The sequence below is a fragment of the Streptomyces sp. NPDC031418 genome (assembly GCF_055581605.1).
In genome coordinates, this window is sequence record NZ_JBVIJC010000011.1 from 151549 (window position 1) to 176036 (window position 24488).

The 24488-nt window shown below is 72.5% G+C and carries 23 protein-coding genes; 13 read left to right on the plus strand and 10 right to left on the minus strand.

Annotation, left to right across the window (positions count from 1 at the left end):
• Positions 1 to 31: 31 nt before the first annotated feature.
• Complete coding sequence (locus tag ACZ5CZ_RS18300) at positions 32 to 685, minus strand: CBS domain-containing protein (RefSeq protein WP_467549528.1); 654 nt, start codon at positions 683 to 685, stop codon at positions 32 to 34.
• A 41-nt stretch (positions 686 to 726) separates the two neighbouring features.
• Positions 727 to 1185: a cyclic nucleotide-binding domain-containing protein gene (locus ACZ5CZ_RS18305; RefSeq protein WP_385840849.1), complete on the minus strand. Its 459-nt coding sequence runs from the start codon at positions 1183 to 1185 to the stop codon at positions 727 to 729.
• A 448-nt stretch (positions 1186 to 1633) separates the two neighbouring features.
• Between ACZ5CZ_RS18305 and ACZ5CZ_RS18310 the strand changes: the two genes are divergently transcribed.
• The 3 genes from ACZ5CZ_RS18310 to ACZ5CZ_RS18320 all read left to right on the plus strand — a co-directional run bounded on the left by ACZ5CZ_RS18310 (position 1634) and on the right by ACZ5CZ_RS18320 (position 6205).
• Entirely contained in the window at positions 1634 to 2317 is a 684-nt protein-coding gene (locus tag ACZ5CZ_RS18310; RefSeq protein ID WP_468943862.1) for a beta-glucanase, read from the plus strand.
• Positions 2318 to 2570: 253 nt separating this feature from the next.
• Positions 2571 to 4229 (plus strand): FAD-binding oxidoreductase, encoded by a 1659-nt coding sequence (locus tag ACZ5CZ_RS18315; RefSeq protein ID WP_468943865.1) that lies wholly within the window; start codon positions 2571 to 2573, stop codon positions 4227 to 4229.
• Between the two features lie 281 nt (positions 4230 to 4510).
• Positions 4511 to 6205, plus strand: coding sequence for an LCP family protein (locus tag ACZ5CZ_RS18320; protein WP_468943868.1), 1695 nt, complete (start codon positions 4511 to 4513; stop codon positions 6203 to 6205).
• 11 nt (positions 6206 to 6216) lie between these two features.
• Here ACZ5CZ_RS18320 and ACZ5CZ_RS18325 read toward each other — a convergent pair whose 3' ends face one another.
• Both ACZ5CZ_RS18325 and ACZ5CZ_RS18330 read right to left on the minus strand, forming a co-directional pair.
• Positions 6217 to 7086, minus strand: a complete 870-nt coding sequence (locus ACZ5CZ_RS18325) for a class II glutamine amidotransferase (protein WP_468943871.1) — start codon at positions 7084 to 7086, stop codon at positions 6217 to 6219.
• Between the two features lie 127 nt (positions 7087 to 7213).
• Entirely contained in the window at positions 7214 to 8128 is a 915-nt protein-coding gene (locus ACZ5CZ_RS18330; RefSeq protein ID WP_468943874.1) for a TIGR01777 family oxidoreductase, read from the minus strand.
• Positions 8129 to 8403: 275 nt separating this feature from the next.
• On the opposite strand from ACZ5CZ_RS18330, the gene ACZ5CZ_RS18335 reads away from it, so the two are divergent.
• Genes ACZ5CZ_RS18335 through ACZ5CZ_RS18350 form a run of 4 tightly spaced genes read left to right on the plus strand, consistent with a single transcriptional unit; the run spans position 8404 to position 13124 of the window.
• Positions 8404 to 9102, plus strand: coding sequence for a hypothetical protein (locus ACZ5CZ_RS18335; protein ID WP_385846354.1), 699 nt, complete (start codon positions 8404 to 8406; stop codon positions 9100 to 9102).
• A gap of 4 nt (positions 9103 to 9106) precedes the next feature.
• Positions 9107 to 11062 (plus strand): GMC family oxidoreductase, encoded by a 1956-nt coding sequence (locus ACZ5CZ_RS18340; protein WP_385846355.1) that lies wholly within the window; start codon positions 9107 to 9109, stop codon positions 11060 to 11062.
• Positions 11059 to 12231, plus strand: a complete 1173-nt coding sequence (locus tag ACZ5CZ_RS18345) for a ferritin-like domain-containing protein (RefSeq protein ID WP_468943878.1) — start codon at positions 11059 to 11061, stop codon at positions 12229 to 12231. Before ACZ5CZ_RS18340 ends, ACZ5CZ_RS18345 begins: the two co-directional genes overlap by 4 nt.
• Entirely contained in the window at positions 12228 to 13124 is an 897-nt protein-coding gene (locus ACZ5CZ_RS18350; protein WP_468943881.1) for a hypothetical protein, read from the plus strand. The genes ACZ5CZ_RS18345 and ACZ5CZ_RS18350 overlap by 4 nt, the downstream gene beginning before the upstream one ends.
• Before the next feature lie 10 nt (positions 13125 to 13134).
• On the opposite strand, the gene ACZ5CZ_RS18355 is transcribed toward ACZ5CZ_RS18350, so the two are convergent.
• Positions 13135 to 13914 (minus strand): alpha/beta fold hydrolase, encoded by a 780-nt coding sequence (locus ACZ5CZ_RS18355; protein ID WP_468943884.1) that lies wholly within the window; start codon positions 13912 to 13914, stop codon positions 13135 to 13137.
• Positions 13915 to 14053: 139 nt separating this feature from the next.
• Here ACZ5CZ_RS18355 and ACZ5CZ_RS18360 point away from each other — a divergent pair, with 139 nt between their 5' ends.
• From ACZ5CZ_RS18360 to ACZ5CZ_RS18370, 3 genes are all read left to right on the plus strand, one after another.
• The gene (locus ACZ5CZ_RS18360; RefSeq protein ID WP_468943887.1) at positions 14054 to 15016 is read left to right on the plus strand and encodes an AraC-like ligand-binding domain-containing protein; all 963 of its coding nucleotides are present in this window, start codon (positions 14054 to 14056) and stop codon (positions 15014 to 15016) included.
• A gap of 90 nt (positions 15017 to 15106) precedes the next feature.
• Positions 15107 to 15775 (plus strand): ScbR family autoregulator-binding transcription factor, encoded by a 669-nt coding sequence (locus tag ACZ5CZ_RS18365; RefSeq protein ID WP_468943890.1) that lies wholly within the window; start codon positions 15107 to 15109, stop codon positions 15773 to 15775.
• Positions 15776 to 16028: 253 nt separating this feature from the next.
• Positions 16029 to 18212, plus strand: coding sequence for an MMPL family transporter (locus tag ACZ5CZ_RS18370; protein ID WP_468943892.1), 2184 nt, complete (start codon positions 16029 to 16031; stop codon positions 18210 to 18212).
• A 232-nt stretch (positions 18213 to 18444) separates the two neighbouring features.
• On the opposite strand, the gene ACZ5CZ_RS18375 is transcribed toward ACZ5CZ_RS18370, so the two are convergent.
• The gene (locus tag ACZ5CZ_RS18375; protein ID WP_468943894.1) at positions 18445 to 18747 is read right to left on the minus strand and encodes a hypothetical protein; all 303 of its coding nucleotides are present in this window, start codon (positions 18745 to 18747) and stop codon (positions 18445 to 18447) included.
• Positions 18744 to 19181, minus strand: coding sequence for a bleomycin resistance protein (locus ACZ5CZ_RS18380; protein WP_468943897.1), 438 nt, complete (start codon positions 19179 to 19181; stop codon positions 18744 to 18746). Before ACZ5CZ_RS18380 ends, ACZ5CZ_RS18375 begins: the two co-directional genes overlap by 4 nt.
• 158 nt (positions 19182 to 19339) lie before the next feature.
• Between ACZ5CZ_RS18380 and ACZ5CZ_RS18385 the strand changes: the two genes are divergently transcribed.
• From ACZ5CZ_RS18385 to ACZ5CZ_RS18395, 3 genes are all read left to right on the plus strand, one after another.
• Positions 19340 to 19495, plus strand: a complete 156-nt coding sequence (locus ACZ5CZ_RS18385; protein ID WP_385846366.1) for a DUF6131 family protein — start codon at positions 19340 to 19342, stop codon at positions 19493 to 19495.
• A gap of 121 nt (positions 19496 to 19616) precedes the next feature.
• Positions 19617 to 19985, plus strand: a complete 369-nt coding sequence (locus tag ACZ5CZ_RS18390; RefSeq protein WP_468943899.1) for a 5-carboxymethyl-2-hydroxymuconate Delta-isomerase — start codon at positions 19617 to 19619, stop codon at positions 19983 to 19985.
• Positions 19986 to 20030: 45 nt separating this feature from the next.
• Positions 20031 to 21104: an NAD(+)/NADH kinase gene (locus ACZ5CZ_RS18395; RefSeq protein ID WP_385846369.1), complete on the plus strand. Its 1074-nt coding sequence runs from the start codon at positions 20031 to 20033 to the stop codon at positions 21102 to 21104.
• A gap of 42 nt (positions 21105 to 21146) precedes the next feature.
• Here ACZ5CZ_RS18395 and ACZ5CZ_RS18400 read toward each other — a convergent pair whose 3' ends face one another.
• The 3 genes from ACZ5CZ_RS18400 to ACZ5CZ_RS18410 form a co-directional block, all read right to left on the minus strand.
• Entirely contained in the window at positions 21147 to 22427 is a 1281-nt protein-coding gene (locus ACZ5CZ_RS18400) for an NAD(P)/FAD-dependent oxidoreductase (RefSeq protein ID WP_385846370.1), read from the minus strand.
• Positions 22424 to 23863, minus strand: a complete 1440-nt coding sequence (locus tag ACZ5CZ_RS18405; protein WP_468943902.1) for an FAD-dependent oxidoreductase — start codon at positions 23861 to 23863, stop codon at positions 22424 to 22426. Before ACZ5CZ_RS18405 ends, ACZ5CZ_RS18400 begins: the two co-directional genes overlap by 4 nt.
• Before the next feature lie 170 nt (positions 23864 to 24033).
• Complete coding sequence (locus ACZ5CZ_RS18410) at positions 24034 to 24447, minus strand: RsbRD N-terminal domain-containing protein (protein ID WP_468944204.1); 414 nt, start codon at positions 24445 to 24447, stop codon at positions 24034 to 24036.
• Positions 24448 to 24488: the final 41 nt, after the last annotated feature.

Below are 24488 nucleotides of genomic sequence, written 5' to 3' on the forward strand. Positions count from 1 at the left end.
CCTGCTCCACCCCGCGGTCCACCCTCGCGCTCTACCCCGCGTCGGCCGCGATGAGCCGGCAGTCCACCCCGACCACACCTTCGACGCCCTGCGCCATGCGCTGCGCGAGCGGGATGCGGCTGCCGTCCGGGACCCGCCCGGTCAGGGTCGCCACACCGTCGGCGACCCGGACGTGCACCGGCTCGACGGGCGCCGGGAACAGCACGTCCAGGACGTCCCGGCGGATCTCGTCGGCGAGCTCCTCGTCCGAACGCAGAAAGACCTTCAGCAGGTCGCCGCGGCTCACGACGCCTTCGAGCAGCCCCTCGGCGTTCACCACGGGCAGCCGCTTGACGCGCCGCAGCGCCATGATGCGGGCCGCCTCGGCGAGCGTGGCCTCCGCCCGCACCGTGACCGCCGGGGTGCTCATCACGTCCTCGGCGCTCACCGCCCCGGCCTTCGCCAGGTCGGGCAGCCGGCGCAGCTGGGTGAGCCGGTCGGGATCGCTGTCCCGGAACTCCTCCTTGGGCAGCAGATCGGCCTCGGACACCACCCCGATCACCCGGCCGTCGCCCTCCAGCACGGGCAGGGCGCTGACCTGCCACTGCTCCATCCGCTCGACGATGTCCTTGAAGCGGGCCGCCCGGCCCACGGCGACCACGCCCCGCGTCATCACATCACTCACCCGTCGCGGACTGCCCTCCATGGCCTCTCCTCCCGAGCGCGGCGACTCAGGCGCACCGGCGGTCACAGCAGCCCCCCGCTGCCGTACGGGGCGTACAGGTCGAGCAGCCGGATCCGGGCGGAGTGCAGCCGCTGGGCCGCCACCCGTCCCACCCAGGTCGCGATCGCCCGGCCGAACGCGGGGTCCTCGGCGCAGATCGCGCGCACGGACGGGGCGTCGAACTCCCAGGCCCGCACCGGGCTCATGGTCTCGGCGCCCAGGTGCCAGGTGTACGGCGGGAAGTGCCAGGACCAGCCGATCAGTTCGCCGTGTCCGAGCGTCTCGATCACGGCGGGGCGACGGCCGGGCACATGCAGGTCGAGGGCGACGGTGCCGGTACGCACGATCCAGAAGCGGTCGGCGTGGCCGCCCTCCGCGAACAGCCGGTGGCCGGTCTCGAAGGAGACCTCCCGGGCGAGCTGCATCAGCCGATCGCGGTACGCCGTCTCAAGCGCCGTCGTCATGGTGGTGGCGGAGGTCATCGCACCGGCTCCCTTCAGGGGCTTGTGCACCCGGCGCGGGGCGTCACGACGCGCGGTCCCGGCGGGCGTCACGGTCTCGTACCCCCAGCGTGGCGGCCCGCGCGTGCACGGCACCACGGGCCGCCCGGGTCCGCCCGAGGGGCCGTTCGGCCCGTGCGCCCGGTCCGGCGCGCGGAAGGGCCTCGGCCGGCTCTGGTGGGCCGGGTCATTCCGTGGTGTGCTTGAGGGTGACGGGAAGGACCGAGACAGACGCGGGGAAGCGGTCCGAAGCCGCGCACCGCGCAATCCGGATCCGCGAGAAGCGGGTGGCCCTTCCCGTCCTTTCCGCCACCTCCGTCGGGCGGGTACGTCCGCCGACGCTGCCCTCCGCTTCACTCGTACGGGTTAATCCGGCGCCCCTGTGCGGGCCTGGGCGCATGGCCGGCGCCTGGCAGGCGAGACATCGGGCATGCAGACATCCGACATCGTGTTCACGGCGGACTTCGGCTCCGCGCGTCAGTGGGTCGCGGGCCGCTCCTGGGCCTATCCCGACGGCGGTCCGGTGAACCCCGGCGACGACAAGCTCGACCACCTGGTGTCCGACCCCTCCTACTCCCGCTCCGGCGTCTTCCGCGCCACCCGCCGGCCGGACGGCTACTGGGACACCGGCCTGCTGACCACCGAGGGCAGTGCGGAGGCGTTCACGGTCCGCACCGGTGACGTGCTGGAGGCCCGGGTACGGCTGCCCCGGGAGACCGGGGCGTGGCCGGCGATCTGGACCTGGCGCGACGGCGACCAGGAGATCGACGTCTTCGAGTACCACCCGGACCACCCGGACCTGCTGGAGTTCGCCAACCATGTGCGCGGCTCCGGCGGCGAGTACCGGGCCGACACCATCGGCCCCGGCGCCTGGGTGGACCTGCGCACCGAGTTCGGGGCCGGCTCGGTCAGCTGGTGGGTGAACGGCTCCCGGGTCCTCGCCGACCGGCGCGGGGTGGGCCACTCCTGGCACGCCTACCTCATCGTCAACCTGTCGGTGTGCGCGGGCCGTTACCACCCGCCGCCCGATCCCGGCACGACGGAGATGTCCTTCGAGGTGAGCAGTCTCGTCGTACGACGCGGCAGATCCCCCGGGACACCGCTGCCGGCGTGACCTCGGAACGGAGGGGAGCGGGCGGAGCGGTGCGGCCGGCCCGAACGGGCCCGCCCGCACCACGACAACTCCGGCGGCGCACGCGGGTACCGGGGCGGCCCCCTCCGGCCGGGGCGCGCCCCGGCGTCCGCTCCCTGACCGCCCCGGGCTTCCGTACGCCCGCCCGTCTCACCCGGACGGCGGAGCAAGCGACCGGCGTCGCATGGCTAACGTGCCGTGATCGACGCCGGTCAGCCACTGCGGAGGTGCCGCCATGTCCAGCCCGTCCATCCGCCCCGCCGCCCCCGGTCCGATCCGGGTGGGCCCGGGAGACCACCGGTACGAGGCGCTTCGCCGGGGCTTCAACCAGCGGTGGATCGCCACCCCGGACCAGGTGGTGGTGGCCACCGGCACCGCCGACGTGGTGACCGCGGTGAACGAGTGGCTGGCCCGGCACCCCGGCACCGGCACCCCGCCGCGCCGGATCACGGTCCGCTCCGGCGGCCACTGCTACGAGGACTTCGTCTGCGGCGACGACGTCTCCGTCATCATCGACGTCGGCGCCATGGACCGCGTGGCCTACGACCCCGACCTGGACGCCTGGTGCGTGGAGGCCGGCGCGAGCAACTGGCACATCGCCACCCAGCTCTACCGCCGCCACGGCCTCGCCCTGCCCGGCGGCTCCTGCTACTCGGTCGCCGCCGGCGGCCATGTCCCGGCCGGCGGCTTCGGCCTGCTGTCCCGGTGGTACGGGCTCACCGTGGACCACCTCTACGCCGTCGAGGTCGTCACCGTACGCGACGGCACCCGGGCCGAGGTGACCCTCGCCCGCCGGGACTCCGAGGACTCCGCGGTGCGCGACCTGTGGTGGGCGCACACCGGTGGTGGCGGCGGCTCCTTCGGCGTGGTCACCCGGCTCTGGTTCCGGGACCTGCCCGAGCCGCCCGCCCAGGTGCTGCTGCACAGCGTGGCCTGGAAGTGGCAGCTCTTCGAGGACGACCCGGAGCTGTTCTCCTCACTGGTGCGCCGGTACGGCGAGTTCTTCGAGGGCGAGCAGAACGGCGGCGACACCGGCTTCGCGGGTCCCTACGACCACCGGGACATGTTCACCCTGCTCAAGCTGAACCACCGCGCGGCCGGCAAGGTCGGCCTGATCGTCCAGATGGACGGCGACCGCGCCGACTCCCTGGAGCGGCTGCGCCGCTTCCTGGACCACGTGGCCCCGCGGGCCGACTACCCGACCTGCCCGCTGGACATGCGCTCGGGCGAGCATCCCGCCCTCGACAGCTTCTACATCCCGACCCGGCTGCCCTGGCTGACGGCCACCCAGAACCTGAACGAGTCCGGCCCGAGCAGGTGCGGCAAGTACAAGTCGGCGTACCACACGGCGGGCTTCACCGAGCACCAGATCCAGGCGATGTACGACCACCTCACCGACCCGCGCTACACCAACGACCAGGCGCTGGTGCAGATCGACTCCTACGGGGGCCGGATCAACGACATCCCCCCGGACGCCACGGCCGTCGCCCAGCGCTCCTCCGTGCTCAAGCTCCAGTACCAGACCTACTGGACCTGGGACAAGGACGCCAACCACGACGGTGTCCACGACTACCGGGACGCCCTCGCCGACCCCTTCATCGCTGCCCCGCACCTGGACTGGATCCGACGCTTCTACGGCGCCGTGTACGAGGGCAGCGGCGGCGTCCCCGCCGTGCCCGACTCCGCCGCCCCGGGACCCGGCCACACCACCGACGGCTGCTACATCGGCTACTGCGACGCCGACCTGAGCAACCCGGAGTTCAACCCGCCGGCCAACGGCCAGCCCTGGCACCGCCTCTACTACAAGGACAACTACGCACGGCTCCAGCGCGCCAAGGCCCACTGGGACCCGCGCGACATCTTCCGCCACCGCCAGTCCGTCCGGCTGCCGTAGGCCGCGGCCCACCCGTCCTCTACCTGCTTCTTACCCTGGCTTACCGTGGCCGCGTACGCTCCCGTTGCCTGTCGTACCGCCTGCTGTGCCCCGGGGCCACCGCACATGTCACACCTGTGAATATGGTGCGGATCCGTGCACCTTGGGCCAGAGGTTTGTTAGATTGCGCGCTCAGGCAACCGAGGTGAAGTGGTGCTTCACCACCCTTGTACCGCCGCGCATGCCCGGCCACTCACCTCCCGGCCCGGCCTGACGGGCTCGACCGTTCATGGGAGTGGGAGATGAGCGACCCGTGGGACGGGCCGACCGGCCAGGCCACGCGCAGCCGCGGTGACCAGGTGCCCGGGCCGCGCGCGGCCGAGTCCGGTGCGGCGCGCCCTGCGGGAGGCCGGGCCGCGGCCCGCGCCGCGACCCGGGCGCAGGGTGGGAAGCGCAGCCGCCGGGCCCGCCGGGCGGGCCGCGCACGCCGTGTCCTGAAGATCACCGCGATATCCCTGTCCGTGCTGATCATGGCCGTCGCCGGGGTGGGCTGGTGGTTCTACGAGCATCTGAACGGCAACATCCACAGTGTGGCGCTGGACGGCAAGGGCGGTACGGAGAAGGCGGACGCGTTCGGCCGTACGCCGATCAACATCCTGGTGATGGGGTCGGACGGGCGGACCAGTGCGGCGGACTGCAAGCTGGGCGGCGGCTGTTCGCGGACCGGGGTGCAGAGCGGTCACGGCAACGCGGACGTGGAGATGGTGGTGCACATCGCCGCGGACCGTTCCAACGCGACGGTGATGAGCATTCCGCGGGACACCATGACCCGGGTCCCGGCCTGCAAGGACAGTGAGACGGGGCAGTCCACGCCGGGCTACTACGGGCAGATCAACAGCGCGTTGCAGTACGGTCCGGCGTGCCAGGTGGCGACCGTGCACCAGCTGACCGGGATCCCGATCGACCACTTCGTGAAGCTGGACTTCTCCGGTGTGGTGAAGATGTCGGACGCGGTCGGCGGTGTGTCGGTGTGTGTCAGCGACAACGTCTACGACACCTACTCGCATCTGAAGCTGTCCAAGGGTGAGCACACCCTTCAGGGGCAGGCGGCGCTGGAGTTCGTGCGCTCGCGGCACGGCTTCGGCGACGGCAGCGACCTGGGCCGCACGGTCTCGCAGCACATCTTCCTCAGCTCGATGATCCGCAAGTTCAAGAGCGCGGGCACGCTGACCGACCCGGGCGCGGTCTACGACCTGGCGGACGCGGCGACCAAGGCGCTGACCGTGGACGACGGCCTGGGCACGGTGAAGAAGCTGATCTCGCTGGCCGACGACGTGAACAAGGTCCCGACCAAGCGGATGACCTTCACCACCATGCAGACCGCCCCCGACCCCGGCAACGACTCCCGCGTCGTGGTCGGCCCGGGCGCGAAAACTCTGTTCGCCACGATCGCCGACGACCAGTCGCTGACCACCGGCTCCGGAGCGAAGTCGGCGGCCGCCGCGGCGACCACCAAGCCCACCGCCACCGTGCCCGCCGCGCAGATCGCGGTGACCGTGGAGAACGGCACCACGGTCACCGGCCGTGCCTCGCGGATCGCCGCCGCGCTGACCGGCAAGGGCTTCAGCCCGCAGACCACCACGGCCAACGCGCCCAGTGCGGCGGCGGTCACCGCGCTGACCTACGGCAGTGGGCAGAAGGCGCAGGCGCAGACGGTGGCCAAGGCGCTGCATCTGTCCGGTGCGCATCTGCACCAGGGCAGCGGCAGCGGTCTGACGCTGGTCATCGGCGCCGACTGGCCCGACGGCACCGTCTTTCCGGCCGCGACCGCCGCGGACACCAAGGCCGCGGTGTCCAACGCCCATGCCTCCACCGCCGACCAGGCCAAGACGTGCGCCAAGGTCAGCCCGTACCGGACCGTGGAGTTGAACGGGGTGCCGATGACCCCGGCCCAGGCCTACGCGGCCGCGACCAAGATCCCCGACTCCGACTCCTGAGCACAGTCCGGTCAGGCGGGCCGCTGTGACGCCGCCGCCGCGGGGTGCAGGTCGGCCAGGGTGAGCGGGTGGGCCGGTGGGGTGGGCAGGGCGATGTGGGAAGCAACGCGCAGCTCACGGTCCACATGGAGCAGCTCGCCGGGTGCCAGCAGACGCCAGTGCGGGTTCTCGTCCATCCGCTCGCTCGCCACGACCACCGCGGGACGCCCGGCCAGCGCCGCCGAGCGCACCCGCAGGCGTCCGTCGCGGCCGGTGTGGTCGAGATGCCGGCCCCCGTGATGGCCGCCGGGCGGCCGCTGAAGGACGTACAGCTCATGGGCGTCGGGATAGCGCAGCGCCCACAGCTCCTCGGCGGTGACCAGGACGAGATTGAGGGCGTACAGGGGCAGATGGCCGGCGGCCCAGCGGGCCGCGGCCTCGAGACCGGCCCCCACATCACCGCCGTGCGCCTCGATCTCCCGTGTGACCAGGGCGAAGAAGCGCTCGGAATCGGTGTCGCCGCGCACCAGCGCGAGGTCTGCGCCGAGGTGGCGTTCCAGCAGGTCGAGCCCCTCGATCACGCCGTTGTGCGCGAACAGCCGCCCCCGCTGCTCGAACGGGTGGGTGTTGCGCGGCTCCAGGCCGCCCGTCGAGGCATAGCGGACATGGGCGACGAAGGTGGCCGACTCCACCTGCCGGGCCTCCTGCGCGAAGGCACGGTCCGCGTAGGCGGCGATGGGCTCCTTGTGCACCTCCGGCGCACCGTCGGGGCCGAAGTAGCCGAGCCCGGTGCCGTCGGGTTCCCGGTGGCTCTGTGCGCTGAGACTGTCGGGCGCCTCGAGAAGCCAGAAGGTCGCGTGCGTACGCTGCGGAGCACTGGTCAGCCCGAACAGGCGGCACATCACAGCCTCCTTCGTCCACCGGTCGCAGGACCTTATGCCCGGTGGGGGCGGAGCGAAAGCCCGCGCGGCCCGGCGGGTGGGCCGAACGGCCGACATCCCGTGCCCCGCCTGCCCGTTCCCGCCCGGGTCAGCCGGCCGGCCGGAGCACCGCGTCGAGGGCCTGGTCGATCGTCGGGTGACGGAAGGTGAAGCCGGCCTCCAGCAGGGCCGCCGGGACGACCCGCGCGCTCGCGGTGATGCTCGTGGCGAACTCGCCGAGCACCGCGTCCAGTGCGAAGGCCGGGACGGCGGCGAGCGCCGGCCGGTGCAGCGCACGGCTCAGCGCCCGGGTGACCGCACGGTTGGTCACCGGCTCGGGTGCCGTGAAGTTGGCGGGGCCGGAGAGTTCCTCGGTGTCGATGGCGAAGCGCAGGGCCGCGATGTGGTCGGCCAGGGACACGAACGGCCAGTACTGGTCGCCGGAGCCGAGCCGGCCGCCGAGGCCGAGACGGAAGAGCGGGAAGAGCTTCCCGAAGGCGCCGCCCTCGGCCGACACCACCAGACCGGTGCGCGGATGCACCACCCGCACCCCGGCCGCGCGCGCCGGTTCGGCGGCGGCCTCCCAGTCGACGCACACGGAGGCCAGGAAGTCGGTCCCGGCAGGTTCCCGCTCGGTGACGATTCGGGTGCCGGTGTCGCCGTAGTAGCCCGTGGCGGACGCGGACACCAGGACGCGCGGCGGTGCGGCAGCCGTCGCGCAGGCCTGCGCGACGGTCCGGGTGCCCAGGACGCGGCTGTCCCGGATCTGCTGCTTGTAGGCCTCGGTCCACCGCTTGTCCCCGACGCCCGCGCCGGCCAGATGGACGACGGCGTCGACGCCCTCCAGCGCGCCGGGCTGGATGTGCCCCGCGGCCGGGTCCCAGTGCGCTGATTCGCTGCCGTCCCCGGGTGCGGTCGCCGACCGGTGCCGGACGAGACGGACGACCTGGTGGCCGTCCGCGAGGAGGGAGCGGGTGAGGGCGGAGCCGATGAGTCCGGTGGACCCGGTGATCGCGACGCGCATGGCGCCCCACCCTACACCGGGTGCTTGCAAGTTCAAGTACTGGCGGAGTCCGGCGCGGCGACCCGTGTTCGAGTCTTCGCCCACAGCAGTGAATATGCCGAGAGCATGGATTGCCCCGCGGCGTCTCCGGAAAACCGTTTCCCGCTGGGCGGCGGCCCGTCCCCGCGCCGTCCCGGGCAACGGACCGCAGCCGACCGGGTGTGTTGCCGGACGATCGCCCCGCTTGGACAATCACTCGTCCGGTCTCCTCTCACCCGCCACCGCAAGGGGTGAATGTGCTCACCGACGACACCACAGGCGCGGCCCAGCCCGCCGACCCCGACCAGAGCGACCCCGAACTCCACCGATTCGTCACCCTCTCCATGCCGCTCACCGGATTCGCCGGCTACGACCTCTACGGCACCGGCATGGCGCGGCTCTACCTCGACACCGTCCGCGGCCAGGTGGGCGCGTCCCACCTCGCGGAGTTCCTCGACGCCTGGCAGCAGGCCCTCGCGTACGACGACCCGCCGGCCCGGCTCACCCCGCTGCACCGGGAGATCGCCCGTGCCGTGACCTACCTCTGGTACACCGGAGGCTGGCCGCGGCTCGCCCCGGCCGCCCATGCCGCCCTCCGCCGCGAAGTGCCGAACACCGAGTTCGTGGCCTCGCCCAGCAGCTACCCCGAGGGGCTCGTCTGGCGCTCCTTCGCCGGTCACCCGGCCGGGGCCAAACCGCCGGGCTTCGGCACCTGGGCCGCCGAGCCGGCCCGGCTGCCCACCGAGCAGGAGATCCGCGACGAACTGCGGTCCGCCGCCACCGATCCGGGCACCGCGGACGCGCTCGCCCTGACCGCGTACGACGCCGGGTTGCCCGCCGACAGCGTGCCCGCCCATCTGCTGCCGGGCTCGCGCCTGTCCCGCGCCGTCGCCCCGTCCGCCGTACCGGCCGCGGCCGCCCCGCCGGCCACGGAACCCGAGGAAGCGAGTGAGTGAAGCGATGACCGTGACCACGACGGGCTCCGAAGTCAACGGGCGCCGCTACGACGCCATCGTCGTCGGCAGCGGCTGGGCGGGCAGCCTGATCGCCCGTCACCTGGGCAGGCAGGGCTGGCAGGTGCTGGTCCTGGAGGCCGGAAACGGCGGCACCGACACCTGGCCCGGCTACCAGGACTCCCTCGACACCTTCTCCGGCGCGGTGATCAAGGTGCCGAACTCCGCCTACCGGCGCAACACCGCCGCACCCTTTCCGGACGTCCTCGACCTCAGCCCCTCCGTCACCCCGCCCGGCTACACGGCCACCGGCCACTTCGTCCAGACCGGGCCGCTGCCCTACGGCACCGACTACGTCCGCGCGCTCGGCGGCGCCGGAATGCACTGGCTGGGCGCCACCCCCCGGATGCACCCCGAGGACTACGCGACCCACACCAGCTACCACTACGGACGCGACTGGCCGCTCACCGCCGCCGAACTGGAGCCCCATCTGCGGTCGGCTGAGCGGCTCATCGGCACCGCGGGGGACGGAGCGGCCCAGCACCGCCTCGGGGTCGTACCGGATCCCGACTACGAGTACCCCATGGAGGAGATCCCCTGGAGCTACCAGGACGGGGTCTTCCAGGAGAAACTCGACGACCGCGCCGTACACGACGAGGTGTCCGGCACCGACTTCCGGCTGAAGGTCTACGGACTGCCCCAGGGCCGTAACAGCACCCCCAACCCGCTCTTCGACCACGGTCGCGGCTACCGTCCGCGCGGCGCGGTCGGCCTGGCCAACTTCGGCGAACGCTGCGTCGGAAACTCCAGCTGCACCCCGATCTGCCCGGTCCAGGCCAAGTCCTCACCGCTGCGGATCCAGCAGGACTTCCCGGACTGCGTCCGGCTCGCCACCCGCTGCGTGGTCAGCCGGGTCCTGCCGGGCCGCGGCGACACCGTGCGCGGGGTGGAGTTCCGCGAGTACGGCGACCCGGCCACCCCGGTCAGCACCCCGTACACCGCCGAGGCGGACATCGTCGTCCTCGCGGCGCACGCCATCGAGAACGCGGTGCTGCTGCTCGCCTCCGGCATGGCCAACCGCAGCGGCTATGTCGGCTGCCACCTCATGGACCACCCCACCATGCTGGCGTGGGCGCGGATGCCGCAGGACCTGCCCATCGCGCCCTTCCGCGGCCCCGGGCACACCAGCGGCCTGGAGTGCTTCCGGTTCGGCGCCGGGCGGGCCCGGCGGGCGCCGTTCCGCATCGAGATCGGCAACTGGGGCTGGGGCTGGGCCACCGGCGCCCCGCTCAGCAACGTCGCGGCGATGCTCGGCCTCGGCGGCGACGCACAGGGCGAGATCAAGACCGAGGGCGTGTTCGGCCCGGCACTGCGGCACCGGCTCGGCGACGAGATCAACCGGCAGATCCAGCTCCAGATCGCCGTCGAGCAGCACGCCGACCCCGCCAACCGGGTCACCATCGACCCGAGCCGGTACCGGGACGGCGTCGGCAACCCCAAACCCATCCTCCACTACAACCTCGACCAGCACGTCCGCGACGGGATCTTCGCGGCCCGCAAGGTCTCCCAGCAGATCTTCGCCGCCCTCGGCGCCCAGGACTTCACCGACCACGCCCCGCACGACGGCGTCGCACCCCTCGGCCACTTCCGGCACCGGATCGGCACCGAGGAACTGGACCTCGCCTACCACGGCGCCGGCCACGGCGCGGGCACCCACATCATGGGCTCCCATCCCGCCTCCTCGGTGGTCGACAGCTACCAGCGCACCCACGACCATCCCAACCTCTACGCCGTCGGCTGCGGCAGCATGCCCTCCATCGGCACCAGCAACCCCACCCTCACCATGGCCGCGCTCGCCCTGCGCAGCGCCGAGGAGATCCACCGCGACCTGGCCCGGCTGCACCAGCCGGTGACCTCCACGACGACCGAGCCGCAGCACCTGGCGACGGAGGGCGCCCTGTGATCACCGCCTACACCCTCACCCGCAACGGCCCGCGACCACCGGCCGACCTGGCGGAGCTGCGGACGTACCTCCAGGCCGCCCTGGAAGTCGAGCACCTGACGATCCCCGTCTATCTGACCGGCATGTACACCCTCAAGCCGGGCACCAACCGGCCCGCCCTCGACACCATCCGCAGCGTCGTCCTGGAGGAGATGCTGCACCTCACCCTCGCCGCCAACCTGCTCAACGCCGTCGGCGGCACCCCGGACATCGCCCACCCCCGGTTCGTCGCCGGGTACCCGGCGCAGCTGCCGTTCAGCGACCCGAGCCTGCCCCGCATCCCGCTGCGGCACTTCTCGCCCGAGGCGCTGGACACCTTCCTGCTCATCGAACGCCCCCGCTCCTTCGTCCGGCCCGAACCCGGGCAGACCGGCTGGACGTCCATCGGGCAGTTCTACGACCTCATCCGGCAGGGCCTGACCGACCTGGAGAAGAAGCAGCAACAGGCGCACCGGGACGGTACGGCGGCCCACTCCACCATCTTCACCGGGCCCCCCGAACGCCAGGTCGGCCCGGAGGACTTCTACAACTCCGGCGGCGAGGCGTTCGCCGTCACCGACCTCGAGAGCGCACTGCTCGCCGTCGAGGTGATCAGCGACCAGGGCGAGGGCACCGACGGCACCATCTGGGACAGCGACGACACCATCTTCGGCGAGGAACGCCAGGTCGCCCACTACTTCCGCTTCAAGGAGATCCGCACCGGCCGCCGCTACGGCAGACACGACCAGCCGCGCACCGAGCCCAGCGGCCCCCTCATCGACGTCAGCTGGGACGACGCCTACGCCATCCGCGAGGACGCGAAGACCGGCCACTACCCGCCGCAGTCCCAGGTCCGCCGGCACGCCGAGATGTTCAACGAGCGGTACGCCTTTCTGCTCACCCTCATGGAGATGGCCTTCACCGGCATCCCGTTCGCCATGCGGTACGCGGTCCCGGTGATGCTGGAGCTGCGCGACCTCGCCCAGCGGCTCTACCGCAACCCCTATCCCGACCCGGTGCTCGCCGCGCAGGGCTACCACGCCAGCCCCACCTTCGAACTCGTCCAGGAGCACTTCGAGACCGCCCGCCCGCAGGCCGCCGCCGCGCTCCGGGCCCGCCCCACCGCCGCCCCCGAGGAACAGCTGCGATGAGCGACCCCCTGCCTCCCCTCCCACCGGGCTTCGGCCTGCCCTTCTTCTACGGCACCTTCACCAACATCGGCTTCGACTACCTCATCGACGACCCCGCCGGCCAGGAAGCCGTGCGGGACCTGCTGCACCAGGACCCCGCGGGCCGCGAGCTGTCCCCGGCCCGCTTCGGCGACAGCATGTGCCTGTCCTTCAACTACCAGCTGTACTTCGCGCAGTTCGGCACCGGCACGGGCGTCACCGAGGAGATCGAACTCAACGTGGTCGCCCACCCCACGGCCGCTGCCGCCCGGGTGCCGCGGCTCAGCTACACCGAGTACGCGCACGGCGCGGACCAGACCCGGCTGCTCGGCTTCTGCCGCATCCATGTCGCCTGCGACAACGACATCGCCATCCGGGCGGGGGTGGAACTCTTCAACGAGCCCAAGTACAAGGCCGGTTTCCAGCACACCCTGCCGGTGCCCAACGAGACCACCGCCGCCCCGGAGGCCGTGGACCGCTGGAAGGTGGTCTGCGGCCGGGACGGCACGGCGGCGGCCGACGGCTCCTTCGCCCCGGCCGACACCTACTTCTCCTTCGCCGCCGATCTGGCGGGCCGGACCGGCCGTCCGGTCAGCGTCGCGCCGTTCACCGAGTACGGCAGCCGGCGGGACGGCGCAGGCGACGCCGCCCGGCTGCTGGCCGCGCCGCTCAACGTCCTCTCGCCGTACACCTGGTACGACCTGCGGGAGGGAACCGGCACGCTGGAGTTCAGCGTGGGCGGGGCCGATCCCCAGCCCGGTCGCAGCAAGCCGTTCCTCGACCTGATCGCGGCCCGGGAACCGGCCGGTGCCTGGGTCCACCAGTCCCCGCCGGCGGCGGCGCAGAACCGGCCGTACTGGGTCGGGGCCGGCTGAGCGGCCGGCGTCACAGCCGCCCGAGGAACCCGGCGAGGGCCCGCGTCACCTCGGCGGCGTGGGTGAGGTTCGGGGTGTGGGCGGCGCCCGGCACCAGCACGAACTCCTGGGCGCCGGGCAGCGCGGCGTGCAGCGCCCGGCCGGCGGCCACGGGGACGGGCACGTCCCGTTCGCCGTGGACGACCAGTGCGGGGACGGTGATCCCGGACAGCCGTGCGCTGATGTCGTCCACCCCCATCAGCGTCCGCACGGCGGTCGCCGGCCGCTGGGGCGGCTGGGCCCGCCACTTCGCCAGCCACACCTCGTGCAGGGCCGGCTCGCCGATCAGCAGGTCCAGCAGCTGCGGGCCCACGGCGTCCGGCCCGGCCACCTCGAAGGCGTCCGCCACCGCCCCCATCTGGGCCAGATCCCGCTCCGGCCAGGCGGCGGCCCGGGTGTCGACCAGTACCAGGCCCGCCACCCGCTCGGGGGCGCGGAGCGCGGCGCGCAGCGAGAGAAAGCCGCCCTGCGAGTGCCCGACCAGCACGGCGCGACCGATGTCCATGGCGTCGAGCAGGCCGAGCAGATCGTCGGCGGACTGCCAGTAGGTGTGGGGTCGGCCGTCGTCCACGGTCCGCCCGTGCAGCCGTTCGTCCCAGGCCACGCACCGGTAGCCGCCGCGCAGCGCGGAGATCTGCGGTTCCCACATCGTGTGGTCCATCAGATTGCCGTGGCTGAAGACGACGGCGGGGCCCTCGCCACCGCTGTCCTCGGCATGGAACTTCTGGTCGTGGACAGAGAAGAACGGCATGTCACGCTCCTGTGGACCGCCCGCCGCGAGCCGGCGGGACCGATGCCGCCAGCGTGCCCCGCGGCGGCGGTGCCGGTCCGGCCGTCCGTGCACGGTCATCCGGATCCGCGTGCACAGCGGCCCGTGCGAGGCTGGGGCCATGCCTGTGACAGCACGCACGGACGACCATCCGCCCGCCGACCGGCTGGAGATGTGGCGGGAGACGGTACGGCGGACCCCGGTCCCGGTCGACGTCACCGCCCCGGTCGACGTCACCGCCCCGGCCGGCGGGGACGTCCCGTTCCGTGCGGAGGTCTCCGCGGCGGCGCTGGGCGCCGTCCAGGTGGCGACCGTGGCCTCCAGCCCCGGGCAGGCGGTGCGCACCCGCCGGCTGATCGAGCGGGCGGACGACGCCTTCCTCCTGGTGGGCGTGGTTGCCGAAGGAACCGTGACCGTCGCCCAGGACGGCCGGACGAGCGTCCTGCGGGCCGGGGACGCCGCCTGCTGGGACAGCACCCGCCCCTTCACCCTGCGCTTCGACGACGACTTCCGGCTGCACGAGTTCACCCTCCCGCACCGCCTCGCCCGGCAGTCCCCGGGGACGACCACCCCGGTCACCGCCACCCGGCTCGCAGCCGACGACCCGCTCGGCTCCCTGCTCGCCCCGTTCCTGTCCCGGCTCGCCGAAGACGCCGGCCGGCATGCCGCCTCGCCCCGCGCGACCCCGCTGTCCGACGCCGTCGCCGACATGGTCGCCGCCGTCTTCCCCGATCCGCCCCGCCCCGCGGACACCGGGGGCGCGGCGCTGTGCCTGCGGATCAAGGCCTTCATCGACCAGCGGCTCGCCGACCCCGACCTCTCACCCGGCGAACTCGCCGCCGCCCACGGCATCTCCCTGCGCTATCTGCACAAGCTGTTCGCCGAGGAGGGCACCTCGGTCGGGGCCTGGATCCGGCAGCGCCGGCTCGCGGGCGCCCGCCGCGACCTCTCCGGGCCGCACGCGGACCGCCGTACGGTCGCCGCCGTGGCCGCGCGCTGGGGCTTTCGCGACCCCTCCCACTTCTCCCGGCTGTTCAAGCAGACGTACGGCATCGCACCGCGCGAGCTGCGGGCCCGTGCCTGACATCAACCGCCCGCCGCCGCCCGTTCCTTGAGAACCCGGTGCGGTAGGGTACGAGCTGTTTGGTTTAATTTTTTAGCGTGGGGAGGGTCCATGGCTCGGCAGGAGCGAGCTGTACGGACCCGACGTGCTGTTCTGGAGGCCGCCGCCGCGGTCTTCGCCGAGCGTGGATACGCGGCGGCCACCATCGCCGAGATCCTGCACCGCGCCGGCGTCACCAAGGGCGCCCTGTACTTCCACTTCGACTCCAAGGCGGCCCTCGCCCGGGGCGTGCTCCAGGAGCAGACGGCGAACGACCACCGCCTGCCCCGGGAACTGAAGTTGCAGGAGTGGGTGGACGCGGGCATGAGCCTGGCCGAGCGGCTGCCCCGGGAGCCGATGCTGCTCGCCGCGGTCCGGCTCGCGGCGGACCTCCAGGGGCAGGACGAGGCCGACAGCGCCTGGCCCGGGTGGGCCGGGGCCACCCGCACCTTTCTGACCGAGGCCAAGGAACGCGGCGAGGTGCTGCCGCACGTGGTGCCCGAGGAGACGGCCCAGGTGTTCCTGGGGGCCTGGATCGGCGTGCAGTTCGTCTCGCAGGCCGTCGCCGGCTGGGCCGACCTCAACTCCCGGATGTCGGCCCTGTTCAACCATCTGCTGCCCGCGGTCGCGGCCCCGGCCGTCCTCATCCGGCTCGACACCGCGCCGGACCGGGGCGCCCGGGTGCTGGCCGAGGCACGGGCCGCCGCCGCCGCCGAGCCCCTCGCGGGCACCGGCTCCTGAACCCGCCCCCTCCCGCCTGAACACACCCCAGCGGCACTCGATACCAAACCGCTGAGACGGTTTGCCCCGCCTCCCCGCCGCCACGCGGTTCAAAACGTTATTGATTGCGGGAAGTTGATGCGATGTCACTACGATGTGAAACCTAGACAACCGTTCGACCGGCTTGTGTGCGGCACGTGCCGGTCGGGGTCGCCGATGCCAGGGTCCGCTCCCCGGGCGGCGGTGATCTTCCTTCACAGGAGGACCCCCCCGCATGTTCCGACGTATAGGCACCACGGTCGTCCGACATCCCGTCTGGACGATCGTGGCATGGCTGATCGCCGCGGTGGCGATCGTGGCCACGGCCCCCAGCCTGCCCTCGAACAGTGACGAGAGCAGTTTCCTGCCCAAGAGTTACGAGTCCATCAAAGCGGCGGTCATCCAGCAGAAGGCGTTCCCCAGCGCCTTCACGCCGTCCGCGATCGCGCTCTACCAGCGCACCGACGGCGGCCGGCTGACCGCCGCCGACCGCAAGGACGTCGCCCGGATCACCACCGAGCTGGGCAAGAAGCACATCGACCAGGTGCAGAAGGTCGTCCCCGGCCCGCCGTCCAAGGACGGCAGGTACGCCATGACCCTGGTGCAGATGGACAGCAAGAACGCCGGCCAGCCCAAACAGGCCGACGCGGCCAAGGTGTTGCGCGAGGACGTCAAACAGCTCGCCCACGGCACCCATCTGGACGTGCGGCTCGGCGGCTCCGCCGCCCAGGCCCTGGACCAGCAGGACTCCTCCAAGCGCGGCCAGGCGCTGATCGGCATCGGTACCTTCGTCATCATCCTGGTGACCCTGCTGATCATCTTCCGTGCGCCGATCCTCGCCGTGCTGCCCCTGGTCCTCATCGGGCTGGTGTCCGCGGTCGCCAACGGGCTGATCGCCTACGCCACCAAGCTCTTCGGGCTCCAGGCCAACAGCTCCATCTCGTCCATCCTCATCGTCGTGCTCTTCGGTGTGGGCACGGACTACTTCCTGTTCCTGATCTTCCGCTACCGCGAGCGCCTGCGGGCCGGCGACGAACCCAAGCAGGCCATGGTGAACGCCGTCGGGCGGGTCGGTGAGGCCATCGCCTCCGCGGCCGGCGCGGTCATCATCGCCTTCCTCGCGCTGGTGCTGTCCACGCTGGGCTTCCTCAAGCAGATGGGCCCGGCGCTCGCCATCGCGGTCGGCGCCACCCTGGTCGCGGGCCTGACCCTGATCCCGGCCGTGGTCTCGCTGATCGGCCCGAAGGTCTTCTGGCCCTCCAAGTCCTGGCAGAAGGAGCCGGACAACGCCCGGTTCGCCGCCCTCGGCCGAGGGGTACGGCGCCGCCCGGCGCTGACCGCCGCCGTCTCCGGTCTCGTCCTGGTCGTGCTGTCCCTGGGCACGCTCGGCTTCCACGCCACCTTCGACCTGGCGTCGGGCTCCATGCCCAAGACCAAGGAGTCCATGGTCGTCCAGGACCGGATACAGCAGGCGTACTCGGCGGGCGCCGCGGCACCCACCGACGTCTACCTCTCCAGCACCGACGGCAAGCCGCTGGACAAGACCGCCTTCACCGCGTACGTGCAGAAGCTCGGCGCCGTCGACGGTGTGGCGAACGCCCGGCTGACCCAGCTGAACACGGCGGGCACCACCGCCGACTTCACCGTCACCCTCAAGTACGAGGCGTCCACGGACAAGGCGATCGACGCCGTCGGCCGGGTGCGCGACACCGCCCACTCCGACGCCCCCAAGGGCACCGAGGCGGTCGTCGGCGGCATGTCCTCCATCTACAAGGACATCAACGCCGCGGTCCAGCACGACTACAAGACGGTCTTCCCCGTCGCCGCGCTCCTCATCATGCTCATCCTCGGGCTGCTGCTGCGCAGTGTGGTCGCCCCCTGGTACCTGATGGCCTCGGTGGGCCTCGGCTTCGGCGCCACCCTCGGCGCCACCGTGTGGATCTTCCAGAAGGGGCAGGGACACTCGGGCCTGATGTTCATGCTCCCGGTGATCATGTACCTGTTCGTGGTGGCCATCGGCACCGACTACAACATCCTCATGATCGCCCGGCTCCGCGAAGAAGCCCGCGAGGGCCGCGAACCCCGTGAGGCGGCCGGCATGGCGCTGCGCCACGCCGGGCCCACCGTGGCCGCGGCCGGGTTCATCCTGGCGGCGACCTTCGCCACCATGATGCTCGCGGGCAACTCGCTGCTGTCGGAGATGGGCTTCGCGGTCTCCTTCGGCATCGCGATCGCCGCGTTCGTCATGGCGATGTTCTTCACCCCGAGCCTGACCGCGCTGATCGGCCACGCCGCCTGGTGGCCGGGCCACGGCGACCGCGCGGACACGCCCGCCGCGACCGGCTCCGGCCCGCTGGAGCGGGGCGCGGACGACGACCCGTCCCCGCACGATCCGGTGGGACGCTCCAGCCGGAGGTAGCGAGGACCGAGGGGGCGGGCACGGCCGACGGGCCGTCCCCGCCCCCTCGGCATGCCGGCCGTCAGCCGCCGCGTGCCCGCACCGGGCGCAGTCGACCTGTCCCTGCCAGGTGTGCCAGCGCGGCTGCGAGAAGCCGTCCACGTTGTGCGGATTGCCGTTGGCGTCGCCGGCGGGCGCGCCGGCGACGGTCACCGCGAACGACACCTGGAGCGTCGACTCAGGTCGTCCCGGTCTAGAGACACTCCTCGCAGATAGCGACGTGGGTGGACTTCGTGAAGTCCTCACGGAGTGAGTGCACGATCTTGATGCCGCACCCGCAGTTGCGCTCGCTCATACGGGTGTCGATGGCAAGCCTGTTGACCTGGTGGCCTTCGCGGCGCAGCAGCTCCATCAGGAACTTCGAGGGATCTGCGTAGAGTTCGGCAAGCTCGTCCTCGCCGAGTTCGAGGTCGAAGACCTCAAATCCGTTTATTTCCTGCTCAGTTGTGCGCTTCAGACCGGCCATTGGATCACCGCCTGCGGAGGGTTCGCTCACCTGCCATTGTCCGCTCCATGCTGGGGCGTGCAACAAGAGAGGGCTGAGGGAGCGGGGTCTGTACCTGGGGCTGGGAGCGGTGACCCCACGCGGTGAGCCGTGCCGTCGGCGTCGATGTAGGCGAACTCCCGGAGGCCGTAGGGCGTGTCCGCCGGATCGGAGAAGCGACCTTCGACGCCCGATGCCTTCCACTCCGCGCAGACGGCGTCGGCATCACTCACGTAGAGGTAGATGACAGCTCCGGTGTGCTGAGGGTCGTGCCCGGGCCACTCCGTGAGATGGAGGGAAACCGAGCCCCGCTCGACGAAGCCGTAGCGGTCCGGGCCTTCGTAGGCGTGCGCCGTGAAGCCCAGGCGGCGGTAGCGGTCCAGGGCGGCGTCGAGATCGCGGACGGGGACGACGGGCGCGACCCCGGTGAAGGCGACTTCCAGCATCCGGTCAGTCTCGCAGGCGGGGGGTCACCCGTACAGCAACCCCTCGCTACAGTGCGCTGACCGCCGGTTGCAGAACGTTTCCTGCCTTCGGGAGGCACGTACTGGCCGGTTGGGGGCACACGGAGAACAGGAGCATCGCCATCAGTAGGAGGCGTGTCATGATCGCTCTCGGTGTCATCCTGCTCATCGTCGGGTTTGTCACGGGCATCTCGATCCTGTGGACCATCGGGATCATCCTCGCCGTCATAGGGATCGTCCTGTGGCTCATGGGATCCATGGGGCACGCGGTCGCCGGCCGGCGGCACTATTGGTGACCGGCGGAGTCGAACACTGCCGGGGCCTGACCGTCCTTCGGGGCGGGCCCGGTCCCGGCAGCGCGGGACATGAGGGAAAATAGTTGCCCAGAGAAACCAGATCGGGCGCGAAGGGTCCCTCATGCCGCACCTCACCATCGACTGCTCGTCCCAGCTGGCCGGGGCCTTCGACCCCGGAGTCCTGGTGAAGGAGCTGCACACGCTCGTCCTGGAGGAGTCCGGCTCCAGGGGGGTCTGCAAGACCCTGCTGCGCACGTCCGAGGCGTACATCGGCGACGGGACAAGCGCGGAGAGCTGCTTCATACACGTCGAAGTGGGCCTCATGCCGGGCCGCAGCGAGGCACGCAAGGCGCGGCTGTCGGAGAACATCCTGGCTCTGCTGGCCCGGCACCTTCCGCTGGAGGGCGCGGAGGGAACGGTCACCTCGGCGGAGGTACGCGACCTGGCCGACTCCTACCGCCTGTCCACGCCGTCCCGCCCGTCCCCCTGAGAGGCGGCCGCGGCGACGGGGCCCGAGACCTTTCCGGAGGCCGATGTGACAGTGAACCGGCTGGGTCTGGTCGTACACGGAGGGCGCCCGGAGGCCGTACAGGCGGCCGACGTGGTCCGGGACTGGTGCCGGGAGCGCGCCGTCCGCTGCGCGGACATCGACGTGTGGCACGACGGCGGGCGGCGCAGCGCCGAGGAGGAGGTCGAGGCCGCCGGCGACCCCGACCTCGTGGTGACCCTGGGCGGCGACGGCACCTTCCTGCGCGGCGCGCGGCTGGCCGCGCAGCATGACGCCCTGGTGCTGGGCGTGGACCTGGGACGGCTGGGCTTTCTCACCGAGGTGCCGGCCGCCGAGGTGCGCCCGGCCCTGGACGCGGTGCGCGAGGACCGGTTCCGGATCGACCGCCGTATGCTGCTCGCCCTGCGCGCCTCACGCCGGCTGGAGGTGCCGCCGGGGGTGGAGTCCCTCATCGCCCGCGGCCGCGGGCCGCTGCTGCCGCCGCCCCCGGTACGGTCCGACTGCGAGGCCGACAGGGACTGGGGCATCCCGCTGGACGTCACCGCGCTGAACGACGTGGTCATGGAGAAGCTGGCCAGGGACCGGCAGATCTCGGTCGGCGTCTATGTCGCCGGCCGGCTGCTGGCCTCGTACTCCGCCGACGCGCTGCTCGTCGCCACGCCGACCGGCTCGACCGCGTACAGCTTCGCCGCGGGCGGACCGGTCGTCTCGCCGCGTGCGGAGGTTCTCGTCTTCACGCCGGTCGCCCCGCACATGGCCTTCGACCGGTCGGTGGTCACCGCCCCCGACGAACCCGTCGGGCTGCGCCTGCTGGAGCGGTCCGGGCCGGCCGCGGTGAGCATCGACGGCCAGCTGCGGGGTGTGCTGGACCCGGGCGACTGGATCGGGGTGTACGCGGCCCCGCGCCGGCTGCGGGCCGTACGGCTCGGCCCGATGGACTTCTACGGCCGGCTGCGCGAGCGGATGAACCTGACCGACGCCCCGGCCGCGGTCGCCGACGGTTCCCCCGCCCCGCTGTGGTCGGTGACCACACCTCCGCCCGGAGACATCGCCCACCTGACCCTGCTGACCGCCCGGCGCGACTCCGCACCGCTCCGCTGAGCGGACCGGCCGGGGCGGCGGGCGGGCGTCCGGCGGACATCGTCAGGAGGTCCCTCGGGACGACGGTCCCTCCCACAGACCGATGTGGACCGGCCCGCCGGCGGGGGAGACGTCCGCGAGGACGGTGGAGGGGACGCGGAAGACGCGGCCGGGGGACGCGGGCCAGGGCAGGGTGCGGCGGGTGAGGACGCGGCCGTCCTGCTGGACGTGGACCTGGGGGCGACGGACGTACGCGTCGCTCCACAGCAGCAGCCGGGACCGCGGTGGCGCCGGGTCGCCGGGGCGCAGGAGCTGCGGGGCGACCCAGCGGAAGGGCGCCTCGGCGATCAGCCGCACACCCGGCGCCGGCTGCGGCGCGCCGTGCAGATGGGCCATGACCCGGCGGGCGACGTGCCGGCCGTCCAGGGCGGCGACATCGGCGGTGTCGGCGGGGTGCAGGAGGTTGCCGGCGGCGAAGAAGCCGGGCCGGCTGGTGCGCAGCGCGCTGTCGGTGAGCGGGCCGCGCGTGCCCTCGTCCAGGGCGAGGCCGGCGGTGCGGGCGAGTTCGTGGTCGGGGAGCCAGTCGCCGGTGAAGACGACCGTGTCGCACGGGAAGGTGCGGCGCCGTCCGGTGTCCAGGTGCTCGATCTCCACGGCCTCGCAGCGGCCCTTGCCGAGGATCCGGGCGACGCGGCTGCGGACGGCGACCGGCACGCCCAGCACCGTGCGCCCGACCGCGGTGAAGGCGCCGTACGACTCCGCCCTCGGGTACTGGCTGATCATCAGGGCCGGGGTGCAGCCCGCGCCGCGCAGGGTGAGCGCCGCGGACCAGCTGACCGGCTCCGCGCCGACGATCACCGCACGTGTGCCCACGGGCCTGCCGTGCAGATGGACCAGGCGCTGCACCTGGCCGGTGGTGTAGACGCCCTCGGGCCGGTCCCCGGGGACACGGCGGGCGGCGCGCGGCCGCTCCCGCGCGCCGGTGGCCAGCACGACGGCCCGCGGCCGGATCCGGTACCGGCCGCCGGGGCTCGTGACCTCGGCGGTGTGTTCGTCGGCCCAGCCGGTGACCATCGTGCGGGTACGGATCTCGGCCCCGGCTGCGGCGGCCCGGCGGACGAGGTGACGGGCGTAGGCGGGGCCAGTCAGGACGCGGTGCAGGTCCCGCAGGCCGTAGCCGGTGTGGCCGCTGTGCCGGGGGATGCCGCCCGCCGTCTCCTCGCGGTCGACGACGAGGACGTGTCCGGCACCGAGTGCGGTGAGCTCGGCGGCGGCGGTGAGACCGGCCGGTCCGCCGCCGACGACGAGGACGTCGGGGGTGATCAGGGGCGGCTGCTGGGTCATCGGCGGTCGTCCTTGCTCGGGCCGGGGCGGTCGTCGGGGGTGCGGTGCTGGTGGAGGAGGGCCGCTACGGTGGCACCGCAGTAGGTGCCCTGGCAGCGGCCGTTCATGGCCCGGGTGCGGCGGCGCAGCCCCCCGAGGTTCCGGGCCGGGACGAGTGCGCGGCAGGCGTCACGGATCTCGCCCTCGGTGACCCGCTCGCAGAAGCAGACGACGCTGCCGTAGGCGGGGTCCCGGGCGATGAGGGCGGCGTCCTGGTAGGGGCGGCGGGCGGCCTCGCCGATGGCGGGCATCCGGGGCGGGCCCGGCAGGTCGGCGCGGGGCCGCAGCTCCAGTCCGGCCTCCGCCAGCAGTTCGCGGGCGTGCTCCGCGATGGCCATGCCGGCCGACAGCCCGGTGGAGCGGATGCCGCCGGCCAGGAGATAGCGCCGGTCCGGGTCTGCCTCGATGAGGTAGTCGGGGCGGTCGATGGCGGCGCGCAGACCGGCGTAACTCGCCGTGACCTCCTCGGCCGCAAGCCGCGGCATGAGGCGTTCGGCGTGGGCGAGGAGGAAGGCGAAGCCCTCCTCGGAGGTGCCGGTGTCGGTGCGGTCGGTGAGGTCCTCGGCGGTCGGACCGAGCATGACGTTGCCGTAGACGGTCGGGGAGATGAGGACCCCCTTGCCGCGGGAGGACGGCACCGGCAGGACGATCCTGTCGACCAGGGGGCGGGCCAGCTTGTCGAAGACGAACAGTTCGCCACGGCGCGGGGTCACGGTGAACCGGTCGTGGCCGAAGAGCCGGTCCAGGTGATCGGCGCCGAGCCCGGCCGCGTTGACGACCCAGCGGGCGTGCACCTCGCCGACCGCGGTGTGCAGGGTGGTGGTCTCCTCGCCGGTGCCGACACCGGTCACCGCGTGGCCGAGCAGGATCGTGGTGCCGCGCTGCCGGGCGTCCGTGGCCAGCGCCAGATTGGTCGTCCAGGTGCAGATGACCGACTCGTCCGGCACCGTGAGTCCGCCGCGCACACCCGCGCCCAGGTGGGGCAGCGCGGCGTAGATCTCGTCGGCGCCGACGATCCGGCAGTGCGGGTAGTCGTTGGCCTCGGCCTTCTCCTTCAGCCCCGGCAGCGCCCGCAGTTCCTCCTCGCTCCAGGCCACCAGCACCGCGCCCGTACGCTCGACGGGGATGCCGGTGGCGTCGGCGTACGCGCGCAGCAGATGGTGGCCGCGGGCGACGAGCCGCGCCTCGAGGGTGCCCGGTACGGCGTCGAACCCGGTGTGCAGGATCGCCGTGTTGGCCTTGCTCGTACCGTCGCCCACGTCGTCGCGGGCTTCCAGCAGGGCCACGGAGACGTCGTAGCCGGACAGTTCGCGTGCGACGGCCGCGCCGACGATGCCTGCGCCGATCACCGCGACATCGAAGACACCGTCGTGCGGGCGGTGGGGGAGGAGGGACATGGGGCGTTCTCCGATCTCCCGGGTGGACGGTCCGACGGCACGGCACCGCACCTCCGGCCGTGCCGGGCGCCGTCCGTCATGGCAGCAGCCTAATGATCAGCGAGGGACGGCTGAGGTGAACTCGCATAAACCAGGCCGCTGTTGCGGGTGCGGTGTCCTTACTGATCGTTTCAGAATGAGTTGATTTGCGCTGGAGCCACGCCTGGTGGAAGGACATCCGGGCGAGTAGGCCGCTGACTTCGTCGGTGAGCTGTTGTCGTACGGCGGAGGAGGATTTGGGGCGACGCCCTATGTGGTACGACATCTCCAAGTACGCTTCGACCGCGGTCAGGGCCTCGGCGCTCCCTGACGGCGTAGGCATGTCCGACCTGGACGCTTTGCAACAGGTGCTCGACATCGACTCCCCGGCCCACAGCCTCCACAGCGCCCATGAGCGCTTCCGCCGGAGGCTCCGGCGCGACCCCGGGGTTCTCGGCCAGCGCAGCCACCACGCTCAACGCGACGGCCTCACATCCCTTGCGCAGCTCCTGCACGAGGCCGTCCACGCCAAGCTGCGGGATCTGCGTGCTCACGTGATCAGCCATGCCCTGGCCGAGCCCGACGGCCCAGGCCACCGGGCCCTCAC

Excerpts from the sequence above, each read along its gene's own strand:
- ACZ5CZ_RS18340 (WP_385846355.1), top strand. The coding sequence starts at position 9,107 with ATGACCGTGACCACGACGGGCTCCGAAGTCAACGGGCGCCGCTACGAC.
- ACZ5CZ_RS18360 (WP_468943887.1), top strand. The coding sequence starts at position 14,054 with ATGCCTGTGACAGCACGCACGGACGACCATCCGCCCGCCGACCGGCTG.
- ACZ5CZ_RS18400 (WP_385846370.1), bottom strand. The coding sequence starts at position 22,427 with ATGACCCAGCAGCCGCCCCTGATCACCCCCGACGTCCTCGTCGTCGGC.
- ACZ5CZ_RS18405 (WP_468943902.1), bottom strand. The coding sequence starts at position 23,863 with ATGTCCCTCCTCCCCCACCGCCCGCACGACGGTGTCTTCGATGTCGCG.
- ACZ5CZ_RS18310 (WP_468943862.1), top strand. The coding sequence starts at position 1,634 with ATGCAGACATCCGACATCGTGTTCACGGCGGACTTCGGCTCCGCGCGT.
- ACZ5CZ_RS18330 (WP_468943874.1), bottom strand. The coding sequence starts at position 8,128 with ATGCGCGTCGCGATCACCGGGTCCACCGGACTCATCGGCTCCGCCCTC.
- ACZ5CZ_RS18325 (WP_468943871.1), bottom strand. The coding sequence starts at position 7,086 with ATGTGCCGCCTGTTCGGGCTGACCAGTGCTCCGCAGCGTACGCACGCG.
- ACZ5CZ_RS18315 (WP_468943865.1), top strand. The coding sequence starts at position 2,571 with ATGTCCAGCCCGTCCATCCGCCCCGCCGCCCCCGGTCCGATCCGGGTG.
- ACZ5CZ_RS18385 (WP_385846366.1), top strand. The coding sequence starts at position 19,340 with ATGATCGCTCTCGGTGTCATCCTGCTCATCGTCGGGTTTGTCACGGGC.
- ACZ5CZ_RS18410 (WP_468944204.1), bottom strand. The coding sequence starts at position 24,447 with ATGGCTGATCACGTGAGCACGCAGATCCCGCAGCTTGGCGTGGACGGC.
- ACZ5CZ_RS18380 (WP_468943897.1), bottom strand. The coding sequence starts at position 19,181 with ATGCTGGAAGTCGCCTTCACCGGGGTCGCGCCCGTCGTCCCCGTCCGC.
- ACZ5CZ_RS18305 (WP_385840849.1), bottom strand. The coding sequence starts at position 1,185 with ATGACCTCCGCCACCACCATGACGACGGCGCTTGAGACGGCGTACCGC.
- ACZ5CZ_RS18300 (WP_467549528.1), bottom strand. The coding sequence starts at position 685 with ATGGAGGGCAGTCCGCGACGGGTGAGTGATGTGATGACGCGGGGCGTG.
- ACZ5CZ_RS18370 (WP_468943892.1), top strand. The coding sequence starts at position 16,029 with ATGTTCCGACGTATAGGCACCACGGTCGTCCGACATCCCGTCTGGACG.
- ACZ5CZ_RS18390 (WP_468943899.1), top strand. The coding sequence starts at position 19,617 with ATGCCGCACCTCACCATCGACTGCTCGTCCCAGCTGGCCGGGGCCTTC.
- ACZ5CZ_RS18365 (WP_468943890.1), top strand. The coding sequence starts at position 15,107 with ATGGCTCGGCAGGAGCGAGCTGTACGGACCCGACGTGCTGTTCTGGAG.
- ACZ5CZ_RS18355 (WP_468943884.1), bottom strand. The coding sequence starts at position 13,914 with ATGCCGTTCTTCTCTGTCCACGACCAGAAGTTCCATGCCGAGGACAGC.
- ACZ5CZ_RS18320 (WP_468943868.1), top strand. The coding sequence starts at position 4,511 with ATGAGCGACCCGTGGGACGGGCCGACCGGCCAGGCCACGCGCAGCCGC.
- ACZ5CZ_RS18350 (WP_468943881.1), top strand. The coding sequence starts at position 12,228 with ATGAGCGACCCCCTGCCTCCCCTCCCACCGGGCTTCGGCCTGCCCTTC.